The organism is Bradyrhizobium canariense, from assembly GCF_019402665.1.
GTDB lineage: Bacteria > Pseudomonadota > Alphaproteobacteria > Rhizobiales > Xanthobacteraceae > Bradyrhizobium > Bradyrhizobium canariense.
This window is the reverse complement of sequence record NZ_VSST01000004.1, coordinates 14,836-39,627: the sequence shown is the minus strand read 5'-3', so window position 1 is coordinate 39,627 and position 24,792 is coordinate 14,836. Positions and strand designations below refer to the sequence as shown.

19 protein-coding genes are annotated in these 24,792 nt (G+C 65.1%); 6 read left to right on the top strand and 13 right to left on the bottom strand.

The features are described from left to right. Positions 1 to 93: 93 nt before the first annotated feature. Together FXB41_RS01695 and FXB41_RS01690 are read right to left on the bottom strand one after the other, a co-directional pair. The gene (locus FXB41_RS01695) at positions 94 to 1,305 is read right to left on the bottom strand and encodes an ABC transporter substrate-binding protein (RefSeq protein ID WP_007597950.1); all 1,212 of its coding nucleotides are present in this window, start codon (positions 1,303 to 1,305) and stop codon (positions 94 to 96) included. 44 nt (positions 1,306 to 1,349) lie between these two features. Beyond that, complete coding sequence (locus tag FXB41_RS01690) at positions 1,350 to 2,570, bottom strand: cytochrome P450 (RefSeq protein ID WP_007597951.1); 1,221 nt, start codon at positions 2,568 to 2,570, stop codon at positions 1,350 to 1,352. 84 nt (positions 2,571 to 2,654) lie between these two features. Here FXB41_RS01690 and FXB41_RS01685 point away from each other — a divergent pair, with 84 nt between their 5' ends. Continuing rightward, positions 2,655 to 3,161: a MarR family winged helix-turn-helix transcriptional regulator gene (locus tag FXB41_RS01685; RefSeq protein ID WP_007597952.1), complete on the top strand. Its 507-nt coding sequence runs from the start codon at positions 2,655 to 2,657 to the stop codon at positions 3,159 to 3,161. 359 nt (positions 3,162 to 3,520) lie between these two features. On the opposite strand, the gene FXB41_RS01680 is transcribed toward FXB41_RS01685, so the two are convergent. Continuing rightward, positions 3,521 to 5,371, bottom strand: coding sequence for a feruloyl-CoA synthase (locus FXB41_RS01680; RefSeq protein WP_219678989.1), 1,851 nt, complete (start codon positions 5,369 to 5,371; stop codon positions 3,521 to 3,523). A gap of 307 nt (positions 5,372 to 5,678) precedes the next feature. Between FXB41_RS01680 and atzF the strand changes: the two genes are divergently transcribed. Then, positions 5,679 to 7,484, top strand: a complete 1,806-nt coding sequence (gene atzF / locus FXB41_RS01675) for an allophanate hydrolase (protein WP_219679040.1) — start codon at positions 5,679 to 5,681, stop codon at positions 7,482 to 7,484. A 111-nt stretch (positions 7,485 to 7,595) separates the two neighbouring features. On the opposite strand, the gene FXB41_RS01670 is transcribed toward atzF, so the two are convergent. The 10 genes from FXB41_RS01670 to ugpB all read right to left on the bottom strand — a co-directional run bounded on the left by FXB41_RS01670 (position 7,596) and on the right by ugpB (position 18,870). Next, positions 7,596 to 8,318: a GntR family transcriptional regulator gene (locus FXB41_RS01670; protein ID WP_219678988.1), complete on the bottom strand. Its 723-nt coding sequence runs from the start codon at positions 8,316 to 8,318 to the stop codon at positions 7,596 to 7,598. A 4-nt stretch (positions 8,319 to 8,322) separates the two neighbouring features. Beyond that, a complete protein-coding gene (gene hpxZ, locus FXB41_RS01665) occupies positions 8,323 to 8,715 on the bottom strand; it encodes an oxalurate catabolism protein HpxZ (RefSeq protein ID WP_219678985.1) in 393 nt (130 codons plus the stop codon). Position 8,716: 1 nt separating this feature from the next. Beyond that, positions 8,717 to 10,114: an AtzE family amidohydrolase gene (locus tag FXB41_RS01660; protein WP_219678982.1), complete on the bottom strand. Its 1,398-nt coding sequence runs from the start codon at positions 10,112 to 10,114 to the stop codon at positions 8,717 to 8,719. Between the two features lie 7 nt (positions 10,115 to 10,121). Next, complete coding sequence (locus FXB41_RS01655) at positions 10,122 to 10,301, bottom strand: DUF4089 domain-containing protein (protein ID WP_007597962.1); 180 nt, start codon at positions 10,299 to 10,301, stop codon at positions 10,122 to 10,124. Positions 10,302 to 10,320: 19 nt separating this feature from the next. After that, entirely contained in the window at positions 10,321 to 12,066 is a 1,746-nt protein-coding gene (locus FXB41_RS01650) for a dipeptide ABC transporter ATP-binding protein (RefSeq protein WP_219678980.1), read from the bottom strand. 103 nt (positions 12,067 to 12,169) lie between these two features. Next, on the bottom strand, positions 12,170 to 13,069 hold the full coding sequence (locus FXB41_RS01645; protein ID WP_007597966.1) for an ABC transporter permease: 900 nt from the start codon (positions 13,067 to 13,069) through the stop codon (positions 12,170 to 12,172). A 9-nt stretch (positions 13,070 to 13,078) separates the two neighbouring features. Then, entirely contained in the window at positions 13,079 to 14,092 is a 1,014-nt protein-coding gene (locus FXB41_RS01640; RefSeq protein WP_219678974.1) for an ABC transporter permease, read from the bottom strand. Positions 14,093 to 14,331: 239 nt separating this feature from the next. Next, the gene (locus FXB41_RS01635) at positions 14,332 to 15,954 is read right to left on the bottom strand and encodes an ABC transporter substrate-binding protein (protein ID WP_219678972.1); all 1,623 of its coding nucleotides are present in this window, start codon (positions 15,952 to 15,954) and stop codon (positions 14,332 to 14,334) included. A 395-nt stretch (positions 15,955 to 16,349) separates the two neighbouring features. Next, positions 16,350 to 17,297: an aminoglycoside phosphotransferase family protein gene (locus tag FXB41_RS01630; RefSeq protein WP_219678969.1), complete on the bottom strand. Its 948-nt coding sequence runs from the start codon at positions 17,295 to 17,297 to the stop codon at positions 16,350 to 16,352. A gap of 190 nt (positions 17,298 to 17,487) precedes the next feature. Next, positions 17,488 to 18,870 (bottom strand): sn-glycerol-3-phosphate ABC transporter substrate-binding protein UgpB, encoded by a 1,383-nt coding sequence (ugpB, locus tag FXB41_RS01625; protein WP_219678966.1) that lies wholly within the window; start codon positions 18,868 to 18,870, stop codon positions 17,488 to 17,490. 143 nt (positions 18,871 to 19,013) lie between these two features. Here ugpB and FXB41_RS01620 point away from each other — a divergent pair, with 143 nt between their 5' ends. The 4 genes from FXB41_RS01620 to FXB41_RS01605 are packed head-to-tail and all read left to right on the top strand — an operon-like array spanning position 19,014 to position 24,554. Further along, positions 19,014 to 20,009: a TRAP transporter substrate-binding protein gene (locus tag FXB41_RS01620; RefSeq protein ID WP_219678964.1), complete on the top strand. Its 996-nt coding sequence runs from the start codon at positions 19,014 to 19,016 to the stop codon at positions 20,007 to 20,009. Positions 20,010 to 20,063: 54 nt separating this feature from the next. Further along, on the top strand, positions 20,064 to 22,094 hold the full coding sequence (locus FXB41_RS01615; protein ID WP_219679037.1) for a sensor histidine kinase: 2,031 nt from the start codon (positions 20,064 to 20,066) through the stop codon (positions 22,092 to 22,094). Next, positions 22,064 to 23,809 (top strand): ATP-binding response regulator, encoded by a 1,746-nt coding sequence (locus FXB41_RS01610; RefSeq protein ID WP_219678962.1) that lies wholly within the window; start codon positions 22,064 to 22,066, stop codon positions 23,807 to 23,809. The genes FXB41_RS01615 and FXB41_RS01610 overlap by 31 nt, the downstream gene beginning before the upstream one ends. Before the next feature lie 10 nt (positions 23,810 to 23,819). Then, positions 23,820 to 24,554, top strand: coding sequence for a response regulator (locus FXB41_RS01605; RefSeq protein WP_007597984.1), 735 nt, complete (start codon positions 23,820 to 23,822; stop codon positions 24,552 to 24,554). The last annotated feature ends 238 nt before the right edge of the window (positions 24,555 to 24,792 follow it).

The window sequence follows — 24,792 nt, the reverse complement described above, 5'->3', positions numbered from 1 at the left end:
GACTCGCGGAGAGAACCCCTCACCCGGCTTCGCTTTGCGAAGCCACCCTCTCCCACAGATGGAGAGGGTGCAGCGGCGCTCGCGGCTACATCACTACTTCACCAACCCGCACCCACCTTCCGCCAACGGTCGAAACGCCTGCTCCGCAGAGATCGTCGAGACCAGCTTGTAATAGTCGTACGGATATTTCGATTCCTCCGGCTTCTTCACCTCGAACAGATACATCGGATGCACGACGCGGCCGTCCTGGCGGATCGTGGTGTCGCCGAACAGCTTGTCCTTACCCCTAAACTTCTTCATCTCGGGCACGGCGTCCTTGGCGTTGTCGCTGCCGGTCGCGGCGACCGCGTTGAGATAAGCGAGCGTGGAGGCATAAACTCCCGCCTGGTTACCGCTCGGCATCTTGCCGTTCATACCGGGCCGCGCCGCGAAGCGCTTGGCGAAGGCGCGGGTGTCGTCGTTCATGTCCCAATAGAACGCTTCCATGAGCTGGAGCCCTTGCGCGACCTTGATGCCCATGCCGTGGACGTCGTTGATGAAGAGCAGGAAGGCGACGAGCTTTTGTCCGCCCTGCTGGATCCCGAACTCAGCGGCCTGCTTTACCGCGTTGATGGTGTCGCCGCCGGCATTGGCGAGCCCGATCACCTGCGCCTTCGAGCCCTGCGCCTGCAACAGGAAGGAGGCAAAGTCGGAGGTGCCGAGCGGGTGCTTGCTGGAGCCCAACACCTTGCCGCCATGCGCTTCGATGTATTTCTGGGCTTCCGCCTCGATGCCCTTGCCGAGTGCGTAGTCGACCGTGAGAAAATACCACTCCTTGCCGCCGCGCGACATCATCGCCGCCGCCGTGGTGTTGCCGGTGGCCCAGGCGTCGTTGACCCACTGGATGGTGTTGGGCGAGCAGGCCTTGCCGGTGAGATCGGAGCTCGCGGTGGACGACGCAAGAAACGTCATGCGGCTGTCGCGCAGCAGCGTGTTGATGGAGAGACCGACGGCCGAGTTCGGCACGTCGACGATGGCGTCGACACCCTCGACATCGAGCCATTTGCGCGCGATGGCGTTGCCGACATCGGCCTTGTTCTGGTGATCGGCATAGACGATGTCGACCTTGATGCCTTTTCCGCCGCCGTTGAAATCCTCGGCGGCCATGCGCGCGGCCTCGACCGAGCCCATGCCGTTGGTGTCCTGGAAGATGCCGGAGATGTCGTTGAGCACGCCGACACGCACGACGTTGTCCGAAATCTCGGCATTTGCCGCGCCGCCAATCAGGCTCGCGGCCAGCGCAAGCGTCCACTTCAAGTTCTTCATTGTTCCCTCCCCTGTCGTATTTGTTGTTTTCGATGCCGGTCGCGTCAGGCCGGCGTGATGCTCACGGGCAGGCTGTCGAGCCCGCGCAGCGTGTTGTTGAAGCGGCGCTTTGGCTCGCCCGTGATCTCGATTTTTGCGATCCGTCGGGCCAGCGCCGCGAGCATTGTCTCGCCTTCCAGCCGCGCGACCAGCTGGCCGACGCACATGTGAATACCTGAGCCATAGCCAACATGGCCGGACGTGCGGCGGGTGATGTCGTAGCTGTCAGGCTTGTCCCAGCGCCGCGGATCGCGATTGGCAGCCGCCAGGAACATCAACACCTTCTCGCCCTCACCGATGGTCGCGCCTGACAGTTCGACCTCGCGCGTTGTCGTGCGGAAGAAGGTCTGCACCGGGCTTTCAAAACGAACGGCCTCCTCGAAAGCGTTGCGCGCCAGGGTGGGATCGCCACGCAGGCGCTGCCACTGCTCCGGAAAGCGCGCCAGGCAATACACCGCAGCACCGATGCCGTTGACCGTGGTGTCGAGGCCCGCCGACAGCAGCGAACGCACCAGCAGCGGCGCTTCGGTGGCGGTGATGGCACCCTCGTCGACATGGGCGTGGATGCAGGCGCCGATGCCGCCGGGCGTGAGGTTGTCCCGCTGGCACTGCTCGGTGACGTAGGCCTGGTGCGGCGCCGAGCGCGCGATCGCTTCCTGGCGCAACTGGTTCGGCGGGCCGAAGGCGTTGAACACGACACTGGCATAGGGAATGAGATTCTCGCGCCCCTCCGGCTTCAGCCCGAGCGCATCCGGGAAGATCGACAGCGGATAGGCCTCGGCGAGGTCCGTGATGGCATCGAAGCTGCGCTTCTCCAGCAGCGCGTCCACACGCTGTTCCGCTACCGCGGCAAAGCGGTCGCGGAGCCCCTTCATCACCGTCGGCGACAGCACCTTTGAGAGCACGGCGCGGGTACGGGTGTGCGCGGGAGGATCGGCTTCGAGGATCAGGCTCGGCGGCCGCCACGGCGTCTCCTTCTTGAAGTCGGACAGGCCGACGCCGCGGCTGGAGCAGAAGGTCGCGGGATCATTCAGCACGGCATGGACCTCGGCATAGCGCGCGACGCCATAGACGTTCCACTTGTCGAGATAGACGACAGGTCCCGCCTCCCGCAGCAGCTCATGCGTGGGATAGGGATCGGCGAAAAAATCCATCGCGAAAGGATCGACGTCGAGATGCGGGACGGCCGACGAACCGTTGATTTCCGGGGAGCTGGAAGCGCTCATGGAAGTCCTCACTTATTTTGATCTTGTGCAAGGGCGGCGCTTACCCTTAGGTCTTTCGGACACGCCGCGAGACAGAATCCCGATATGCCGCCGTCTTCGACCAGAGCCCGCCAGAAACCTGCGCCCGCCGATACGGGACCGACGCTCGATCTCGACCGCTACGTCCCCGCGTTCATCACCTTCATCGCCAACAAGCTCTCGAACAGCGCCACGGCGTTCTATCAGCGGCAGTTCGGCGTCAACGTCACGGAATGGCGGATCATGTCGCTGCTGGCGATCGAGCCCGGCATTCCGGCGTCGCGCATCTGCCACGTCATCGGTTTCGACAAGGGCCCGGTGAGCCGAACGCTGGCCGGTCTGGAAAAGCGGGGCCTGATCTCGATCCGCACCGATCCCAACGATGGGCGCACCCACTCGATCTCGCTGACGGCGAAGGGCCGCGCCATCCATGACAAGGTGATCGTCGCGGCATTCGAGCGCGAACGGCGCCTGTTGTCCTGCCTGGACAAAGACGAGCGCGAGGTGCTGATCGACCTGTTGCGCCGTCTGCACGAAAATCTCGGCGCGGTCACCGGCAGCACCGAGACCTGACGAACCACGCAGCGAGCGCTGAGCCCTGTCATGTCCGGGCATGCACCGTCGTTCGCCGGCGGTACCCTCTCTGCCGAGCATAGCTTCCTCCGATCCGACGCGGCGGTTCTCCCGCCGTCATCCTAGTCTGGAACGGTTCGCACAAACTAGTTGCTTAGGCAACAAAAGAATCATGCAGGATAATGCGGCAGGTTGGCTGGCCTTTTTCTTTGCCCCGCTCTCGTGTTCCGGACGCGCTGCAGCGTGAAGCGCTGCTGCGCAGAGCCGGGATCCACGCGACCGCGCGCACAAACGAGATAGGCCCGGCTCTGCAGCGCATCACTGGGTGCTGCGCTGCTTCCGGGGCACGGGCCCAAGCGCTACAGACCGATCCACTCGCCTGGCGCAGCGTCATCCAACCGCGCCACCGCATCGGCACGCCGCGTCAGCACCGCGCGCTGATTGATGTAGCCCTTGTCGGTGATCTCGCCGCCGTCCACCGACGGCGGCTCGTCGAGCAGCAGGGCACGCGTGGCGTGGCCGGAGGAGTTGGCGCCGTGTTGCTTGAGCTTCGCCAGACCCTGCGCGATCGCGGCTCTGACCTTGTCATGCGCAAGCACGTCGTTGACGCCTGCGGTCTCAGGCAGGCCGGCATGCGCGCGGCACGCAGCGATGTTCGGAAACACCAGGAAGCGCACCTCGTCGCCGCCATGGCCGGTGATGACGATATCCTGCGCGAGCGGCGCCAGCGCGGCGATGCCGGCGAGGCGCAGCGTGCCGACGCTGACCCAGGTGCCGGAATTGAGTTTGAAATCCTCCGCGACGCGACCGTCGAAGAACAGGCCGCGCTCGGGCCGCTTCGCATCGGCGAACTTCACGGCGTCACCGATGAGATAAAATCCCTCGTCGTCGAACGCCTGCCTGGTCAGCTCCGGCGCTTTCCAATAGCCCGGCGTGACGTTGGGGCCGCGCACGCGCACCTCCAGCTTGTCGCCCGAGGTGACGAGCTTCAATTCGGTGCCGGGGATAGGCACGCCGATGTTGCCCGAGCGTTCCGCGAGGAAATGGCAGTCGGTGGCCAGCGGCGAGGTCTCGGTCGAGCCCCAGGCCGAGACCATCGGCATCGCGCGGCCAACAGTCTTGACGGAGAGTTCTTCGAGCGCGTCCCAGAGATTCTGCGGCAACGCGGCACCGGCGTAGAACGCGAATTTCACCTCGCTGAAGAAGCGGCGACACAGTTCCCCGTCGCCGCGCAGCGCCGCGATCAGCATATCGAAGCCGCGCGGCACGTTGAAATAGACCGTCGGCATCACGCTTCTGAGATTGGCGAGTGACATCGCAAACAGACCGGGCGCCGGCTTGCCGCCGTCGATATAGAGCGAGCCGCCATTGCGCAGCACGAGATTGAAATTGTGGTTGGCGCCGAAGGTGTGGCTCCAGGGCAGCCAGTCGAGAATGACGAGATCGTCGCGCCCCTGTTCGAGAAACGTCCAGGTCTGCGCCTTGGCCTGCTGGCTCGACGTCAGCATGCGCTGGGTGTTGATCACGGCTTTCGGCGTGCCGGTCGAGCCCGAGGTGAACAGGAATTTTGCGATGGTGTCCGGTGTGACAGCGGCGAAGGCTCTTGCGACGTCCGCCGTTTCAGGCGTCGCCGCAACGGTGCGAAAGGCGAGCGCATCGGCGTCGCTCGCGTTGCCGCTGATGATCTGCGCGCTATGCAGCGGCTTGATCGCGGCCAGTGCCGCCGCAAACGGCCTCGTCGCGGAGACATAGATCGCGGCGGGCTCAAGCAGCGTGATCATGCTCTTGAGCTTGTCGAAATCCTTGGACATCAGCGAATAGGCCGGCGAGGTCGCCGCCGAGGGCACGCCGACATGCTGGGCCGCCAATGCCAGCAACGCATGATCGATGCTGTTGTCGGAGAGGATCGCGAGCGGGCGCTCCGGACTGAGACCTTGCGCCAGAATCCAGGACGCTGTCGCGCGCACCTGCCGGAGCGCCTGCGCATAGGTGACGGTGGTCCATGGCGCTTCGGCACTGCTGCGCTCCGCGAGGAAAATCGTATCAGGCCTCTGCCGCGCCCATTGCTCCAGCCAGTCGCCGACGCAACGCGCGCCATCGCGCAGCGGCTCGGGCGAGCGCAGCACGATGCTGCCGTCGGCGCGATGCTCGGCAACGGTTCTGGGTGTCGCGAACAGGCTCGAAGCATCACCGCGAGGGGCGGCTGTCATGGTTTCCTCCTCGCCCGGGAGCCGGGACCGACCGCAGCCTCGTCGGGACCGCGTTGGCCAGCATGTTGGCCACGACAATTGTTGGGGCGCAAGCTCGGGGCTCGGTGAGCTGCCCATTATTTGCGCAAATGCCCGTAACAGGGCGCTGACACGCAGGCCCGCCGGCGCTCGAAATATCCCACAAGCCACTGATCCATCGATAATATCCGCAGCACTTGTCCTGCCCGGATTCTGTACACAATGGCACATCGCTTGCTTCGATCCGGGTGAAGAGACGTAGCCGGAGTTTGTCGCCATGAGGGCTGAAATGGGGGCTGAGCAGCCTGAAACGATCGCCGCGATCGTGGCCGCGCACCGCGCGGGCACGCTCACGCCGGCGCAGACGGTCGCGCGCACCTATCAGCGCATCCGCGACCACAACGATCCCGCCGTCTTCATCAGCCTGCGCGACGAAAACGACGCGATCGCGGAAGCCGAGAAGCTCGCCACCAAGGAGGCCGCCGGCCTGCCGCTCTATGGCGTGCCGGTGGTGGTGAAGGACAACATCGACGCGCTGGGATTTCCGACCACCGCGGCGTGCCCGGCCTTCTCGTACATCCCGACACACGATTCGACCGCGGTTGCGCGGCTGCGCGCCGCCGGCGCGATCATCATCGGCAAGACCAATCTCGACCAGTTCGCGACCGGCCTTGTCGGCGTGCGCTCGCCCTATGGCATCCCCAGAAACGCGATCCGTGAGGACCTCATTCCCGGCGGATCGAGCTCGGGATCGGCTACCGCCGTCGGCGCCGGGCTGGTGCCGCTGTCGCTCGGCACCGACACCGCCGGCAGCGGGCGCGTGCCGGCGATGCTCAACAACATCGTTGGTCTGAAGCCGAGCCTCGGCATGATTTCGACCGCTGGCCTGGTGCCGGCCTGCCGGACGCTGGACTGTATCTCGGTGTTCGCTTTGACGGTCGACGACGCCGCGCTCGCACTGTCGGTGATGGCGGGTCCCGATCAGGCCGATCCGTTCTCGCGCGACCGGCCGCTTGGCGCGATCACCCCGCTCCCGGCAAACCTGCGCCTGGGCGTGCCGCGCAGCGGACAGCTGATCTTCTTCGGCGACAAGAAGGCGGAAGCGGCTTACGCTGACGCGTTGAAGCGCTGGACCGCGCTTGGCGCAACCCTCGTCGAGTTCGACCTCGAGCCATTCTACGAGACGGCGCGGCTGCTCTACGAAGGACCGTGGGTCGCCGAGCGCTATCTCGTGATCCGCGACCTGCTCGCCTCCGCGCCGGATACGATCCATCCGGTGACACGCGAGATCACCGCGGCCGGTGCGCGGTTAACGGCGGCGGAGACCTTCTCCGCGCTCTATCGCCTGCAGGGCCTGCGCAAGATCGCCGAGCGCACCTTCACCAATATCGACGCGCTGGTGCTGCCGACGGCGCCGACGGCCTATACGACCGCGCAGGTGCTGGCCAATCCGGTCGAGCTCAACAGCCGGCTCGGCACCTACACCAATTTTGTCAATCTGCTCGACCTCTGCGGTCTCGCGCTGCCGGCGGCGATGCGCGCCGACGGCATCCCGTTCGGCATCACGCTCCTTGCGCCCACCGGCCACGACGCGCTGCTCGCGAGCATCGGGCGCATGTTCCATGCCGATACCAAACTGACGCTTGGCGCAAAGGGCGTGGCGCAACCCGCGCTGGCGCCGCTTGCCGCAAGCGGCATCGACGAGATTCCGATCGCCGTGGTCGGCGCGCATCTGTCCGGCATGGCGTTGAACGGCGAGTTGAAAGCGCTGAACGGCCAGCTGATCGAGGCGACCAGGACCGCGGCGGACTACAAGCTCTACGCATTGAAGACCACGCCGCCGAAGCCGGGCATGCTGCGCGTCGAAACCGGCAAGGGCGCGTCGATCGAGCTGGAGATCTGGATGCTGTCGTCGTCCGCCTTCGGCAAGTTCGTCAACGCGATTCCCGCGCCGATGGCGATTGGCACCGTGCGGCTGGCGGATGGCCGCAGCGTGAAGGGATTTCTCGTCGAGCCCGAGGTGCTGGGCGAGGCGCGAGATATCACGGCTTATGGTGGATGGCGGAAGTTTATGGCGGAAGCCGCTACGGCATAGGTCTCGTAGGGTGGGCAAAGCGAAGCGTGCCCACCATCACCGTCAGCTTGGGTAGATGGTGGGCACGGCGCTTTGCGCCTTTGCCCATCCTACAGCACCGTGCGCGCGGCCCTACACCGACACCGCGTAGATCTCGTACTCCCCGCGCACCAGCTCGATATGCGCGCGCATCGCGGCGGCGGCGCCCTGCTTGTCGCCGCGCATGATGGCGACGACGACGCGGTCGTGCTCGGCTTGCGACTTTGCCAATCGGCCGAGGTTGCGGAACTGGGCGCGACGAAACGGCTGCACGCGCACGCGCGTCGCCAGCGTGATCTCGGCGATGTAGCCGTTCTGCGATCCCGCATAGATCGCGTTGTGGAAGCGCTCGTTGACCTCGTGGAAGCGCTCGGGATTGCCGGCGTAGCTCAACACCCGCAGCTCTTCGTGGATGGCTTCGAGGCCGTGACGCTCGGCAGCTGACATCCGTTCGGCGGCAAGACCCGCGCACAGCGCTTCCAGCTCCGCCATCGCCTCGAACATGCCCGTCAGCCGTTCGAACGAAGGCTGTGCCACCACCGCGCCGCGATGGGCGCGTGCTTCGACGAGGCCGCTTGCCACGAGCTGGCGCAGCGCTTCCCGCACCGGCGTGCGCGAGACGCTGAAGCGGCGCGCGATGTCGGTCTCGTCAAGCGGCGCGCCGGGCGGCAGAGCTCCGCGCACGATCTCGTCGGCGAGCTGCAGGCGCAGCTCCTCGGCGCGCGTGATTTTGTGCGCTGATGGTGACGCCCGGTCGACACGCGGCACCGCCGGATCGGCCGGCAGCGCTCCGGGCGGAAGATCGTCAAGCGTCATACGGTCAGGTCTCTTTCGACTCGTCGATGATGCTGACATGGGCGGCGACGACGCGCCAGCCCTCCGGGAATTTTACCCAGGTCTGCATCTGCCGGCCGACCTTGCCCGGCATCGTGTCGCGATAGAACAGGGTGGAGGCGACCGCCGTGTCGCGGCCATAGCTGGTGATCATGGTTTTCGCGGTGCGGCGATTGAGGCCGACCGGCGAGCGCCCGGCGCGGAATCCGGAGATCGCCTCATAGCCGTAGAGATTCTCGCCGATGCCATAACGCAGCGTGCGGGGATCGTTGCGGAAGAGCTCGCCGAGCACCGCGACGTCGTTGGTGATCAACGCCTGCTCATAGCGATCGAACGCGGCTTTGACGTCCGCGATCACGTCGGGGAGATCGATCTCCATCTCAAAATCCTTTTGCGCTGGGCGCGGCGGCGACGCCCATCTTCTCCAACGCGTATGCGACGCGCAGCGCGATGTCCTCGCGCCATGGCGCGGCGATGATCTGCACGCCGATCGGCAGCGGTTCGAGCGGCACCGGCACGGCAACCACAGGCAGGCCGATGAAGGAGATCGGCTGGGTGTGGATGCCGATATTGGCGCGCACCGGCAGCTCGACGCCGCCAAGATTGAAATTGATCTGGCCGAGTTTCGGCGCGGTGCACGGCGTCGCCGGTGCGATCAGCACGTCGACCGACTTGAATATCTCGGCGAGTTGCGTTCGATACCAGCGGCGGAATTTTTGCGCGCGGTCGACCAGCGGCGCCGGCACCATAGCGCCCGCGATCAGCCGGTCGCGCACGGCGGGATCGAAATCGTTCGGCCGCTTGCGGAGCCGGTCGAGATGCAGCGAGGCGCCTTCCGTGGTGGTGATGACATAGGCCGCCGCGCGGGCGCGCGCGGCTTCCGGCACGTCCACCACGCGCGTTGCGCCCAGCGCCTTGGCGACGCGGCTGACGGCTTCGACGGCTTCCGGAAACAGATTCTGCTGGAAGTACCCGCCGGCGATTGCGATGCGCAGGTCCGAAACCGGATTGGCGAGCAGCGGCAGCGTCGGCTCCAGACCACGTGTGGTGGTGCAGGCGGCGTCGTCCGCATCCGGCCCCTGCATCGCGTCGTAGGCGAGCGCGAGATCGGTGGCGGAGCGCGCGAACGGGCCGAGATGATCGAGGCTCGCGACGAACGGGAAAGAGCGCGCACGCGAGAGCCGGCCATAGGTCGGCTTCAGGCCGAAGATGCCGCAGAACGAGGACGGCACGCGGATCGAACCGTTGGTGTCGGAGCCGAGCGCGATCGGCACCAGCGCGCCGCCGACGGCGCTGCCGGATCCGCCGGAGGAGCCGCCGCTCATCCGCGTGGTATCATGCGGATTGCGCGAGGGACCGTCATGGACGTTCTCGCCGGTGAAGTCATAGGCGTATTCGCCCATGTTGAGCGCACCGACCAGCACGGCGCCAGCCGCTTCCATACGCTCGATCAGCGTGGCATCGCGCGTCGCGGGCGCGCGGTCTCGGTTTATCTTCGAGCCGGCGCGGGTGGCGAGGCCTGCGACGTCGAATAAATTCTTCACCGCGAAGGGCACGCCGGCCAATGGGCCGACGGTCTTGCCGGCGGCGATGTCGGCATCGATCGCGCGCGCTTTGGCGCGGGCGCGATCGGCGGTGATGTCGGTGAAGGCGTTGAGGATGGTGTCGTGCTGCTTGATACGCGCAAGCGCTGCTTCGGTCGCATCGAGCGCCGACATCTTGCGGCCCGCAACCGCGCTCGCGATCTCGGAGGCCGTCATCTCTGGCTTGGTCGTCATGGCGGCGTCAGACCGTGAAGACGGGCGCCGGCTCGGTCTCGTCCGGCAGCGCGAATTCGTCGACGAAGCGGCCGAGCCGTAGCGAGACCTCGAGATTGGCGCGAATGGACGACCTCCATGCTTCCTCGACAGGCAACGCCAACGCTTTCGTAACAGCGTCGATATAATCGTCCAGCGGTTCGGCCATCACGCTCCCAAACAAGCTCTCAGTGTGCGCCCAGTGTCTGCAGCGGCGGATGCGGGATCGCCGTCAGCAGCTCCTTGGTGTAGTCGTCCTGCGGATCGCTCAAGACCCGCTCGGAAGATCCTTCCTCGACGATTCGACCCGACCGCATGACAATGACACGATCGCACAACAAGCGCACTACGTTCAAATCATGCGAGACGAACAGATAACTCATACCTAGCCGCGCCTTGAGGTCCTGGAGCAGATTAAGGACCACCGCCTGGACCGAGACGTCGAGCGCGGCGGTCGGCTCGTCCAGGATGACGAGTTTCGGGTGCAGGGCAATGGCGCGGGCGATGCCGACGCGGGCCTTCTGGCCGCCCGACAATTGGTGCGGGAAGCGATCCAGCAGATTGTGCGGCAGGCCCACCATGGTGGCGAGCTCCTCACAGCGGGCGCGGAGCGCGTCCCGCCCCCTGATGTCGCCAAGCTGCATGATGGGATCGGCGATGGCACGCACGGCGGTGAAGCGCGGGTTGAGGCTGTCGGTCGGATCCTGGAACACCATCTGGATGCGGCTGCGCTGCGGCAGCCGGGCAAAGCCGGCGGGCGCGATGGCGCCGATGTCCTCGCCGTCGAACTGGATCAGGCCCGAGGTCTGGTCCAGCAGCCGCATCACCATCATCGACGTGGTCGATTTGCCGCAGCCGGACTCGCCGACCAGGCCGACACTCTCGCCGTGACCGATCGAGAAGCTGATGCCGTCCACCGCGCGGAACACATCGGGCTCGACCGGGGGCTTGCGGCCGAACAATTTGCCGAGCGTGGCCGTGGCGCCCTGACGGGGATATTCCTTGACCAGCTTGTCGATGAGGAGGAGAGGCTGCTCGCTCTTCTTGGCCTCGTCTTGCGAAGCCTGATGGATGGCCGGGTCAGGCCCGGCCGCGATAGTTGAGCCTTCCTCCTCCGGCAACAGATCCCGCAGGCTCACGCCGAGCCGCGGCGTCGCGCGCATCAGCTTCTTCGTGTAGGGGTGCTGCGGGTTGGCGAAGATGTCGGCGGCCTTTGCGGTCTCGACCACCCGGCCCTTTTCCATCACCACGACGCGGTCGCAATAGGCGGCGGCAAGGCCGAGATCATGCGTGATCAGGATGGTGGACATCGCCTTGCGCTTGGTCAGCTCGACGATCAGATCCATCACCGCCTTCTGCGTGGTGACGTCCAATCCAGTCGTCGGCTCATCCGCGATCAGCAGCTGCGGATTGCAGGCAAGCGCGAGCGCGATGACGACGCGCTGGCACATGCCGCCGGACAATTCGAACGGATACGCGTGATAGCGCTCGCGCGGGCGGGCGATCTTGACCTGCTCCAGCGCCTCGATCGCCTTTTCGCCGCGGTCCGAGACCATGGCCTGCTGCACATGGGTGCGCAGCACGTCTTCGATCTGGTCGCCGACCTTCCGGATCGGGTTGAGCGCGGCGCGCGGGTTCTGGAAGATCATCGAGACTTCGCGACCGCGCAAATCGCGCATCTGGTCTTCGGTCGCGGCCTTGACGTCGATGCCCGAGAACATCACCGAGCCCTCGGCGATCCGCCCTGCACGATCGAGAATGCGCATCACGGCATAGGAGGTCACCGATTTGCCGGAGCCGGACTCGCCGACGATCGCCAGCGTCTCGCCCTTGGCAACGGAGATGTTGACGTGCTGGACGGCTTTGACGATGCCGCGGCGGGTGGTGAATTCGACCGTGAGGTCCTGGACGTCGAGCAGGGGCTGGGCGGTCATGGGTGCCTCCCAAACAAAAACATCGAAAACAACCCCATGCACAGTAGAATAGCATTGGAATCATTGGAGAATTTTGAGCGAAAATTTGCGCGGAATCCAATCATCACGTCCTCCGCTGGGGGTCGACGATGTCGCGCAGGCCGTCGCCGAGGAGGTTGAAGCAGAACACGGCGATCATCAAAGCGAGGCCCGGGAATAGCGCGATCCACCATTCGCCTGACACCATGAAGCCGGCACCTTCGGCGACCATGATGCCCCATTCCGCCGTTGGCGGACGGACGCCGAGGCCGATGAACGAGAGACCGGCGGCATTGAGGATGGCATAGCCCATGGTCAGCGACATCTGCACGATCATGATCGGCATGATGTTTGGCAGGATATGCACGAGGAGAATGCGGAATTCGCCGTTGCCGGACAAACGCGCGGCCTGCACGAAGCCGGCGTTGCGGCGGACATTGGCTTCGGCGCGCGCGACGCGGGCATAGAGCGGAAAGTTCACGATTGCCGTGGCCAAGATGATGTTCTGCACGGTGTTGCCGAGCGCGGCGACGATGCCCATGGCGAGCACGAACAGCGGGAACGCCATGATGGTGTCGGCGATGCGACCGACGATGCGATCGGTCCAGCCGCCGAAATAGCCGGCCGCGATGCCGGCGAGCCCGCCCATCAGGAACACCAGGACGACGGAGGCGACCGCGATGAACGTATCGAGCCGCGTCGCCACCACGACGCGACTGAAGATATCGCGGCCCAACTGGTCGGTGCCGAACCAATGCGCGGCCGATGGCGGCTTCAGCGACGCCGCGGTGTCGGACGCCAGCGGGTCATACGGCACCACATAGGGGCCGAAGATCGCGGCAAGGAGGATCACGATCAGCAGTGCGAAGGCAAAACCGGTGACCTTGTTCTCGCCGAGCACGTAGCGGGTCTGGTCGAGGAGCGCGACGAATCCCGAGGTCCGCGCGGGACCGACAGGTTCAACAGCAGGCGCAACGGAGCTCATTGTGTCCCCCTACCCTTCCAAGCGCACGCGCGGATCGATCACGCCATAGAGAATGTCGATCACGAGATTGAGCAGCACGTACATCACCGCCATGGTCAGCACGAAACCCTGCACCGGCGCGAAGTCCGACGAGATCAGCGCCTCGACCGCATAGGAGCCGATGCCGGGCCAGGCGAACACTTTTTCCACCAGTACGTTGGCGCCGAGCAGGAACGAGAACACCATGCTCAGCGTGGTGACGACGGGGAGCATCGCGTTGCGGAAGGCGTAGGTGACGATGACGGTCGCCGGCGACAGGCCGCTGGCGCGCGCGGTGCGAACGAACTCGGACGACAGCACCGCCAGCATCGAGGCGCGCGTCATGCGCGCGATCGGCGCCAGCGAGAAGATCGCAAGCGTCGTCGCCGGCAGGATGAGCTGGCTGCATGCCGAACGGAACGCCTCGAAGTCGCGCGCGATCAGGGTGTCGATCAGATAGAAGCCAGTCACCGTCGGCGGCGCGCTGTAGAACACGTCGAGCCGACCGAGCGGCGCAGGCGACCAGCCGAGCCGGAAATAGAAGACATAGACCAGCACGAGGCCGGTGAAGAACACCGGCAACGAGACGCCGGCGGTCGTCGTCACACGACAGAGATGATCGACCCACGATCCCGGTCGCGTCGCCGCCAGCACGCCGAGCGGAATCGCAATCACGATCGAGACGATGAGACCGAGCAGCGTCAACTCGGCGGAGGCCGGCAGGCGATTGCGGATCTCGGCCGCGACCGGCTGGCCCGTCGTGAGCGAGTTGCCGAAATCGCCATGGGCGAGATCGTTGGTGTAGCGGAAGAACTGTTCGATCAGCGGCTTGTCGAGGCCGAGCTTCTTGCGGATCTGCTCGACGGCTTCCTTCGTCGCGGCGGGGCCGGCGAAATACGCGGCGGGATCACCGGGCAGCGCGCGGGTCAGCAGGAAGGTGACGATGACGACCCCGATCAGCGAGGGAATCGCGAACATCAGGCGCTTGCCGATCATGGTCAGCATGGGGTGCTCCTCCTGGGCTGCGCTGGTGAGCACGCTCGCGCGGCTCGCTCCACTGCGTTCCCTCCCCCCTTGTGGGGGAGGGCTAGGGAGGGGGGTGGCTCCGGGAGAGGTCGGAGTTCGTGGCTACCCCTCTCCCCAACCTCGAGAGCGAGCTTCGCTCGCCTCGGACCCCACAAGGGGGGAGGGAGCCCGAAGAGCGTGCTCACCTCACTCTGAAGGACAGCGCCCGCCATCCGCCCTCACCCCTTCGCCATCGCGCGATAATCCAGCCTCCGGTGGAACCAGTATTGGTAGCCGCTGATGTTCTTCTGCATCGCGACGTTAACGAAGGGCTGGTACAGCGGGATGCGCGGGATGTCGCTGTAGGCGAGGTCGACAAAGCCCTTCACGTCGGTGTCGTAGGTCGCGGTGTCGCCGGTCGCGGCAGCATTGCGTGCGCCGTCGATCAGCTTGTCCATCTCCGCCGACTTGTAGCTCATGGTGTTGAAGACGGAATTATTGCCGTGATAGCACCAGTAGAAGAAGTATTCGGGGTAATCGAGCCATCCCGAGAACACGTTGGTGAAGAGCGGCATCTCCTTCTTGTTCAACTCGGTGCGCCAGTTGGCGCCGGGCACCTTGTTGATGGTGGTCTTGATGCCGATCTGGGCCAGGCTCTCCTGCACCAGCACGCAGAGCGGCTCGTTGACGCCCGCGAAGTTGAGGTCGAACGAGATCGTGGTCTCGAAGCCGTTGGGATAACCGGCCTCGGCCAGCAGCGCCTTCGCCTTGTCCATGTCGGTGTTGTATTTGTGCGGCTGCGGCCAGGCGACTTCGGTCGGCTTGTCCTTCGGCGCGCCGAACATCGGGTTCGCCAGCCCGAACATCACCGCGTCCATGATCTTCTGATAGGGAATCGCGTAGGCGACCGCCTGACGCACCTTGGGATTGTCGAACGGCGGCTTGGTCACGTTCATGCCGATATACTGGATGCCGTTGGAGAACGGCAGCGACACCACGTTGAGCTTGCCGCTCGCCTTCATCTCCTGAAAGTCCTTGAACGGCAGCTCATATGAGATGTCGGCGTCGCCGCGCTCCAGCAGCGCGCGGCGATTGCCGGCCTGCGGCACCATGCGCCAGATCACGCGCTTGATCTTCGGCAGCGGGCCGCCGACCCAATCGTCGTTGCGCTCCATCACGACTTCGGTGCCGGCGGTCCATTTCGTCACCTTGTAGGCGCCCGAGCCCGCGGTCTGCTGCTTGGTGTACTCAAGACCCCAGGGATCCTTCTCGCTGGCATTTTTCTTCACCAGTTCGGAATTGATGATGCAGGGCACGATCACCGCGAGATCGGGGATCGTCAGCTTGTCCTTCTTCAGGAAGTCGACACGCACCGTGTAGTCGTCGATCACGACGAACTGCTCAGGCTTGGTCAGCGAGCCCGCGCTCATTTGGAAGGTGGGGAAGCCGCCGACGCTGACGGCGCGGTCGAGCGACCACTTCACGTCCTTGGCTGTGACAGGCGCGCCGTCGTGGAATTTGGCGTTCTTCTTCAGCTTGAAGGTGACCGACATGTCGTCGATCTTGAAGTCCTCGGCGAGCTCGCCCTTGAACTTGTCGCGGTCGTAATAGGGCACCCCGCCGGGGCCGGTCTTCATCTCGTGGCTGAGCAGCCGGTCGTAGCAATTCCAGGACACCTCGTAGCCGGGCACGTTGGTGCCGACACCGTGGATGTCGAGATTGTTGGGGCCGCCCTCCGAGACGATCAGCAGCGTCTCCGAGCGCGCATCGGCATAGGCGGACGAGACCATTGAGGGCATGGCCGGAAGCGCCGCGCCTGCGGCCAATCCGGAAACGGACTTGAGGAAATCGCGGCGCTTCATGAAATGGCTCCAACGCAAAGTTTTCTGGTTGGAACTGGATTCGCAAGGTTCGTGCCAAGGCTTAAGGAGAGTTTAAACCGGAATAAGCCTCTGATATATCTACATGAAACAGCCATTGACCGGACCGTCGATCAAGGGCTAATCATTTGGGACGTTGCATACAAAGATGCGCATTTGCTCATAAAATAAGCTGAATTGAGCTTCGCTTGTTTGGCGGGCGGCTTATTGAACCGCCGTCGTCCTGGCGAAAGCCAGGACCCATTACCCCAGGGAGAAGTTGCGGCGCGAAGCTGGCAACCACGAGTCTTCGCAAAACCCCGCCCTGGGGTAAGGGGTCCTGGATCAGCGCTGCGCTTGTCCAGGACGACAGCGTTGATGAGGTCGGCAGCGGTGAATTACTCTGCCCAGATCAGCTCCTGCAGCTCGACCAGATCGTTCGCCTTGTCCTGCCAGCCCTCGATGCAGATGTGGCTGTTGAGGTCGCTGGCGCGATGCAGCAGCATCAGCGCCATCAGGCGGCGCTTGAGCGCGAAGTCGGGCTTGGCGTAGCCAAAGCCTTCGAGCAGGCTGCGCACCCTCCCCGGCCGGCCCGCTGCCATGAAGGCGCTGGGGCCGAGCAGATCGTAGTCGCGCCATCCCGCCAGCACGTCGCCGAAGTCGAAGAGCCCGGCGAGCGACCATTGGCCGTCGTCGCAGGCGAGCAGGAAGTTCTCCGGAATGTATTCGCCGATCAGGATCACCGGCGGCGCATCCGTCGGAATCAGTTTTGCCGCATCACGCAGGAGATCGTCGAGGCCGGCGAGGAATTTCGGCGCAAGACCGAGACGCGTGTGCCGCGCCTTGCAGCCCTGCATCTGGACGCGCATGAAGTCGTCCCAGCGCGGCTGGATCTGCGCGAGCGGGCCGAGCGGCGCACGCTGCACGGACGCGATGGTCTCGCCGATCTGGCGCAGCACGCGCTCCTTCTGCGCTTCAGGTAATTGCGGCCAGGCCTCCGAACCAAGCGTGCCGGCAAGGCGTGTGACGACGAGATAAGGCCAGCCGTCGCGCTCGCCTTCGGCGACGATCTCGGGGATCGGCAGATGGAGGCGGCCGGCAAGCTGGGTCAGCGAGCCGTGCTCGGAGACGAATTGCGCGCGGAGCAGCGGCGGGAAGATTTTCAGGATCAAGCGATCGCCGAGCCCGACCACGAGATTGGTGCCGGTGGTAAACACGTGCGGCGCGCTGACATCGAGATCGTGGCTGCGGGCGATGTCGAGCGCGACGGAGAGCCATCGCGGAGGGTCGGCGCGAAAGGCGCGAAAGCTCTCGGCGTCGGCGAAGTGGGGGAGTAACATCGACATCGTAACCTAATGCATTTCAAGAGTAGTTTCCCCGCGGCCCATCCTTCGAGACGCCCGCTTTGGCGGGCTCCTCAGGATGAGGACGGAGTGCGCGACAACAATTTTGGCGGGCAGCGAAGCCGCTTAGCCTCATCCTGAGGAGACCGCGCCAGCGGGCGTCTCGAAGGACGAGGCGTGCGCTCAGCGCCCGCTACCGATCCGGGCTGGCGCGTTCGAACTGGCGCAGGATCTTGTTGCCGCGTTCGACAGCGGCATCGAGCGCGGCTTGCGCGCTCTTGCGGCCGGCAAAGGCCTGCTCCAGCTCGTCCTCGATCGCGCCGCGGATCAGCACGAAGGAGCCGAGCCGGATGCCCTTCGAATTCTCCGTCGGCGGATGCAGCGTGATCTCCTCGAACGAGATTGCCGAGCCGGGATTGCGCTCGTAAAAACCTTGCGCCCGCGTCAGCTCGAAGGCGGCGCGGGTGACAGGCAGATAGCCGGTGTTCTGGTGCCAGGCGGCCTGCACGCCGGGCTGCGACAGGTAGGCGAAGAACCGCGCCACGCCCTTGTATTCCTCGCGCGGGCGGTCGCGCAGCACCCACAGCGTGGCGCCGCCGATGATCGAGTTTTGCGGCGCGCCCTTCACGTCGGGCCAGTACGGCATCATGCCGTAGCCGATCTCGAACTTCGAATTTGCCTTGATGTCGGCGCGCGTCGCCGAGGAGCCGATGAAGATGCCGCATTCGCCGTTCTGGAAGCGCGGCTCGGCCGACTGGCCGCGGCCGCTATAGTCGAACACCTTGCTCTTCTGCCACTCGCTGAGCTCGGCGACATGACGCACCAGAGACGGATTGTTGATGGTCAACTCCGCATCGAGCGCGGCAAAGCCGTTGGTCCGCGTCGCCAGCGGCAGATTGTGAAACGCCGAAAAATTCTCGACATGGATCCAGGACGGCCAGGACGTGGTGAAGCCGCACGCCGCGCCGCGATCACGCAAGCGTTTTGCAGCGGCACCGAGCTCCGGCCAGGTCTTCGGCGGCGTCTCCGGATCGAGGCCTGCGTCGCGGAACATGGTCTTGTTGTAATAGAGGATCGGCGTCGACGAATTGAACGGGAACGACAAGAGATTGCCGGCCGCATCGGTGTAGTAGCCGGAGACGGCGGGAAGGTAGTCATTCAGCGAGAACGGCTCGCTCATGTCCCGCATCAGGCTGAACACGGGATAAATCGCGCCCTTGGCCGCGGTCATGGTGGCCGTGGCGACCTCGTTGACCTGGACGATCGCGGGCTGGCTGCGCGAACGGAAGGCGAAGATCGCGGCCGTCACCGTCTCGGTGTAACTGCCCTTGTAAGAGGGCACGACGCGATAATCCGGCTGCGAGGCGTTGAAGTCGGAGGCGAGCTTCTCGAGCTGCCGGCCGAGCTCGCCGGACATGGCGTGCCACCACGCGATGTCGGTCGCGGCCCGCACCGGTGCGGCCAAGGAGAGGGCCGCAAAGGCGGCGACGACCTGCAAGAAGCGCAATGTTGAAATCACGATGGCTCTTTCCGTATCGCGCGACGACGGCGACGGTCCCTGCTTAAGGCGCGGCATTTGCCGTTTCAACCGGGAATGCGCGCCGGCCGCGCCGCACAATCATGCCGAAGCCCCGGGCGGGATGGCCTTCCCCCGACCATCTGCTAGATTGCATTGAACCTTTTCCTCCCGCCATAGACTCCACCACTGAGGGGTTGAGTGTGCCAGTGTTGAACCGTGCCGAACGTTCGCGGACCGGGGTGGTTTTCGTCGCGCTTCTGATCGCCATCTGCGCGACGGGAGCCGCTGCGCGCGAATTCCGCGCCGCCGACACCCAGACCGAGGATTATCCGACCGTGCAGGCGCTGCGCTACATGGGCGCCCTGATCGCCGAGCGCAGCGGCGGCCGGCACGAGGTCAAGGTGTTCCACTCCCGCCAACTCGGCGAGGAGAAGGAGACCATCGAGCAGACCCGGGTCGGTGCGATCGACCTCAACCGGACCAATGTGGCACTGATCGGCAACTTCGTCCCGGCGATGAACGTGCTGGCGATGCCGTTCCTGTTGCGGTCCATCGAGCACATGCAGAAGGTGCTGGACGGGCCGATCGGCAGCGAGATCCTCGGCAGCTTCGAGCCATATGGCTTCGTTGGCCTCGCCTTCTATGATTCCGGCGCGCGGTCGATCTACAACGGCGCCCGGCCTGTGCGGAGCGTCGCGGACCTCAAGGGATTGCGGATCCGGGTGCAGCAGTCGGAGTTGATGAGCCAGATGATCCGCGCGCTCGGCGCGGAGCCGGTCGAGATGCCCTATGGGCAGGTGCTTGCCGGGCTTGCCAACCACCTGATCGACGGCGCCGAGAACAACTGGCCATCCTACGTGACGACGGACCATTACAAGCATGCCGGTTATCTCGCCCTCACCGAGCACACGATGAGCCCCGAAGTGCTGGTGATCTCGCTGAAGGCCTGGAAAAGCCTGTCGGCCGCTGACCAGACCATCTTCAGGGAAGCCGCGCAGCGGTCGAGCCGCTTCATGCGCGAGAAATGGCGCGACCTCGAGGAGCAGTCGCAGCGCAAGGCGGAAGCAGCGGGCGTCACCATCGTCAGGGATATCGACCGCAAGCCGTTCGAGGACGCGATGGTCGCGATCTACGCCAAGGCCGGGCAGGATCCGGTCGCGGCCGCGCTGATCGAACGCATTCGCAAGGTGGAGTGAGGCCACTTGCCCGGGCTTGGACACAGCGAGCACGCAGACAGGTCGCCGGGCCCGATGGGGCGGCTGCGCGCGCGGCTGGTCGGCATGCTCCGGGCCGTGCCGATCCGCTGGCGCATCCTGTCCATCGCGGCGCTGAACTCCGCCGTGGTCATCGTGCTGGTCGGGCTGATCTGGAACGGCTCGCAGGTGCTCGGCTCGGCCTGGGACGACGTGCGCCAGGTGCGCGAATCCGACCGGATCCTGGCGCTGCTCGAAAGCGAGACCGGGCGGCTGCACAATCTGATCCACCGCTACATCAACCAGCCGAGCCCCGATTTGTTCGCCGAGATCCTGCTGCTGCGCGAGGCGGTGCTGGGGACACTGAGCAACCGAGCCGCCAAGGACCCGATGCTGTCGGGCTCGGTCGAGGAGCTGGAGCGCACCACCGACCGCTTCCTCAACGGCTTCGGCGAGCTGCGCGGCGTGCAGGCGACCATCGCCAGGACCTATGAGGATCAGGTGCAGGGACCGGCCAGAGACATGGCCGGGCTCTACTCCATCATCGAAGGCGCCACCGGCCATCGCGACGCGCTGATCTGGCCTTCGCTGGGCAAGTCGCGCGAGGCCTTCACCGCGATGCTGGTCGCGGCCAATTCCTACTATCTGTCGCTGTCATCGGGTGCGGCCGACGACGCCCGCCGCAACACCGAGACGATCGAGAAGACCATCCCCGTGATGATCGATCTCGCCGACAACGACCTCCAGCGCATGGCGCTGCGACGACTCGCGGCCCGGACCGCGGCGCTGCGCGAAGGCTTTGCAAAGCTCTCCGAGCAGCTCACGAACCGTACCGAGCTGCTGCGCAACACCATCGACGCCAACCAGGCCGAGGCGATCGGCGCCATCGACGATCTCTCCACCAAGATGCGCCAGCGCGAGCAGAAGGCGCAGGAGACGTTCGACCGCACGCTGGCGGACATCTCCCGCCGTGTTCTCTCCATCGCCGTGATCTTCCTCGGCATCATCCTCACCGCCGGCGTGCTGATCGCGCTGTCGATCCGGCTGCCGCTGCAGCAGATCATGGCGGCGATGCGCGCGATCACGCTCGGCGACCTCGGCCGCGAGGTGCAGGGCACGCGCGCGCGCGACGAAGTCGGCGCCATGGCGCGCGCGGTGGAAGTGTTCCGCGAGAACGCGATCGCGAAGCGTCAGACCGAGGACGAGCTGCGCGCGTCCAAGGAGAAGGCCGAAAGCGCGCTACTCGAGCTCAACGCCGCACAGCAGAATCTGATCGATGCCGAGAGGTTCGCCGCCCTCGGCGGCCTCGTCGCCGGCGTCGCGCACGAGGTCAACAACCCGATCGGCATCAGCCTCACCGTTGCGTCGAGTTTTGCCCGGCGCACCGAAATCTTCGAGGCCCAGCTCAAGGGTGAAGGCGGCCTGCGCCGCTCGCAGCTGGAAGAATTCGTGCAGTCCTCACGCGACGCCTCGCAGCAGCTCGTCGCCAATTTGCAGCGCGCCGGCGAACTGATCCAGTCTTTCAAGCAGGTCGCGGTCGACCGCTCCCATGCCGAGCGGCGGCAGTTCTCACTCAGCGAAGCCACCGACCAGATCATCGCGAGCCTGCGGCCGGTGCTGAAGCGGTCGCCGATCACGCTCCATGTCGACATGCCCGAGGGGCTGCTGCTCGATGGCTATCCCGGCTCCTACGGCCAGATCCTGACCAATTTGTTCCTCAATGCCGCCAACCACGCCTTTGCCGACGGCCGCGCCGGCACGATCACGATCTCGGCGCGGCCGCGCGGGGCCGACGACGTCGAGATCATCTTCACCGATGACGGGGCCGGCATGACCTCCGACGTGCAGCGCCAGGCCTTTGACCCATTCTTTACCACCAGGCGCAATGAAGGTGGCACGGGACTCGGCCTCCATATCGTCTATAACCTCGTCACCCAGCAGCTCGGCGGTCGCATGATGCTGGAATCCAAGCTGGGACAAGGCACTACATTTCGCATTATCATGCCCCGGGTCGCCAGGGGCGGCGGGCAAAGCACAGAGACTGACGGGACTTCTCAATGGCCGAACAGGACGATGTCCTCCACCTGATCGACGACACCGGTACCGCATCGGAGGATGTTGACGCCCGGAAATGGAAGATCGCCGTCATCGACGACGATCCGGCCGTGCATGACGGCACGCGCTTCGCGCTGTCCGACTACAACCTCAACGGCCAGGGCCTGGAGATCCTCTCCGCCCATTCCGCGGCCGAAGGTCGCAAGCTGATGGCCGCGCATAACGACATCGCTGCCGTGCTGCTCGACGTCATCATGGAGACTGATGTCGCCGGCCTCGAGCTGGTCGAGTACATCCGCAACGAGCTCAAGAACGAGACCGTCCGCATCATCCTGCGCACCGGACAGCCCGGCCAGGCGCCCGAGCGGCGCGTGATCGTGCAGTACGACATCAACGACTACAAGGCCAAGACCGAGCTCACTGCCGACAAGCTGTTCACCTCGCTGACCGCGGCGCTGCGCTCCTACCAGCAGCTCGAGCGCATGCTGCAGACAAGGCGTGGGCTCGAGATCATCATCGACGCGGCTTCCACGCTGTACGACTTCAAGTCGATGCAACGGCTCGCCGAGGGCGTGCTGACCCAGCTCGCCTCGCTGCTCAACGTCGATTGCGCCGGCATCCTGGTCTTGCGCGACAATGGCGGCATCGACCCCGAGCTCTCGGTGCTCGCCGGCAGCGGCTGCTACAGCCGCTTCATCGGCACGACCTCGTCGAAGGCGCTCGACCCCGATCTGCGCGCAATGGTGGAAGCCGCTTTCCAGGGCCGCAAGAACGAATTCGCCGACCACCGCAGCGTGATCTATTTGCGCACCGGAAGCGGACGCGAGGTCGTGGTGCTGCTGCAGGCCGAGCGCGAGCTGTCCGAGACCGACCGCTCGCTGGTCGAGATCTTCTCCAGCCGGCTCTCGATCGCCTTCGACAACGTCATCCTCTACCAGCAGCTCCAGGCCGCCAACACCCAGCTGGAAGACCGCGTCGCCCAGCGCACCCGCGCGCTGATGCAGGCCAACCGCCGCCTCTCGGCGCAATGGCTGCGGCTGCAGCGCGCCAACGGCTTCAAGAACGAGATCCTCGGCACCGTTGCCCATGATCTGAAGAATCCGCTCGGCGTCATCCTGGGCCGCACCGAGATGCTGAAGGAGCTGATCTCGACCGGCGCGTCGTCAAGCGGCGTGGTGGCCCAGGTCGATCACATCCGCGATGCCACCAAGCGCCTGACCACGATGGTCGATCATCTGATCTCGGACGCGATGGCCGATGCCTTCGACATCACCATCCGCCGCGAGCCCGTCGACGTCGCGGCTCTGGTCAAGGAGGTCGCCGAGGCCAACCAGCCGCTCGCCGTCAACAAGCAGCAGGCGATCAGCGTCACCGCGCCCGTCAACATCGTCACCATGTGCGACACCGACCGCATCCGCGAGGCGATCGACAATTTGATCAGCAACGCCATCAAATACTCACCGATCGGCGGCAAGATCGGCGTCATCGTGAGCCATGAAGGCGGCGACACCATCGTCCGCGTCAGCGACGAGGGCGCCGGCCTGTCGCCGGAGGATCTCGGCCGCCTGTTCGGCCGGTTCCAGCGACTGTCGGCAAAACCGACCGCCGGCGAGAGCTCGACAGGGCTTGGGTTGTCCATCGTCAAGCGTATTATCGACATGCATGGTGGCGAGGTGACCGCCGAGAGCGAGGGCCCCGGCAAGGGCTCGAGCTTCACCATCACCCTCCCCGCGACCGAAATACCGTGATCTCAGGACCATGACCCAAAGCCAGCACATCATGATCGTCGACGACGAGGCCCCGGCCCGGGAGATGGTCGGCGATTACCTCAAGATGCACGGCTTCACCGTGACGCTGTGCGACGGCGGCAAGTCCTTGCGTACGGCGATCGACGGCAGCATGCCTGACCTCGTCGTGCTCGACCTCAACATGCCGGAGGAAGACGGGCTCTCGATCATCCGCGACCTCAAGAGCCGCATCAACGTGCCGGTGATCATGCTGACGGCGACGGCGAGCCCGATCGACCGCGTCGTCGGCCTCGAGCTCGGCGCGGACGATTACGTGGCCAAGCCGTGCGAGCTGCGTGAGCTGATGGCGCGCATCCGCTCGGTGCTGCGCCGGAGCGCGCCGGCGAAAGCGGTGGCGGAAACGGCGGCTGCGAAATCGGACAAGGAGCAATTGGTACGGTTCGGGACGAAGTGGCTCGATCTCGAAGCGCAGGCCTTGCGCGACGACGAGGGCAACGAGCACCCGCTGACCGCATCCGAGTTCGGGCTCTTGAAAGTGTTCGCGGCCAATCCGAAACGCGTGCTGTCGCGCGAGCGCCTGCTGGAATTGGCCAACGCGCGCGATGCCGAAGCCTTCGACCGCGCCGTCGACCTGCGCATCATGCGCATCCGCCGCAAGATCGAGCCCGATCCGGCAAAGCCCGCCGTGATCCGCACCATCCGCGGCGGCGGCTATTTGTTCTCGCCGGCGGGCGAGAAGGCGTAGCGGCCCCATCGTCGTCCTGGCGAAAGCCAGGACCCATTACCCCGACGGCTAATTTGGCACACGGCTGGTGATCGCCAGTCGTCGCAAAACGTCTCCCTGGGGTAATGGGTCCTGGATCGGCGCTCGCTTTGCTCCCTTGTCCAGGACGACACGGGAGCGCGAACGCAAAAGCCCGAAATACGTTCCCGGCGCCTCCGCTTGTCGCCTCATCCCCACCCCGTATTTTCCGTACATTGAA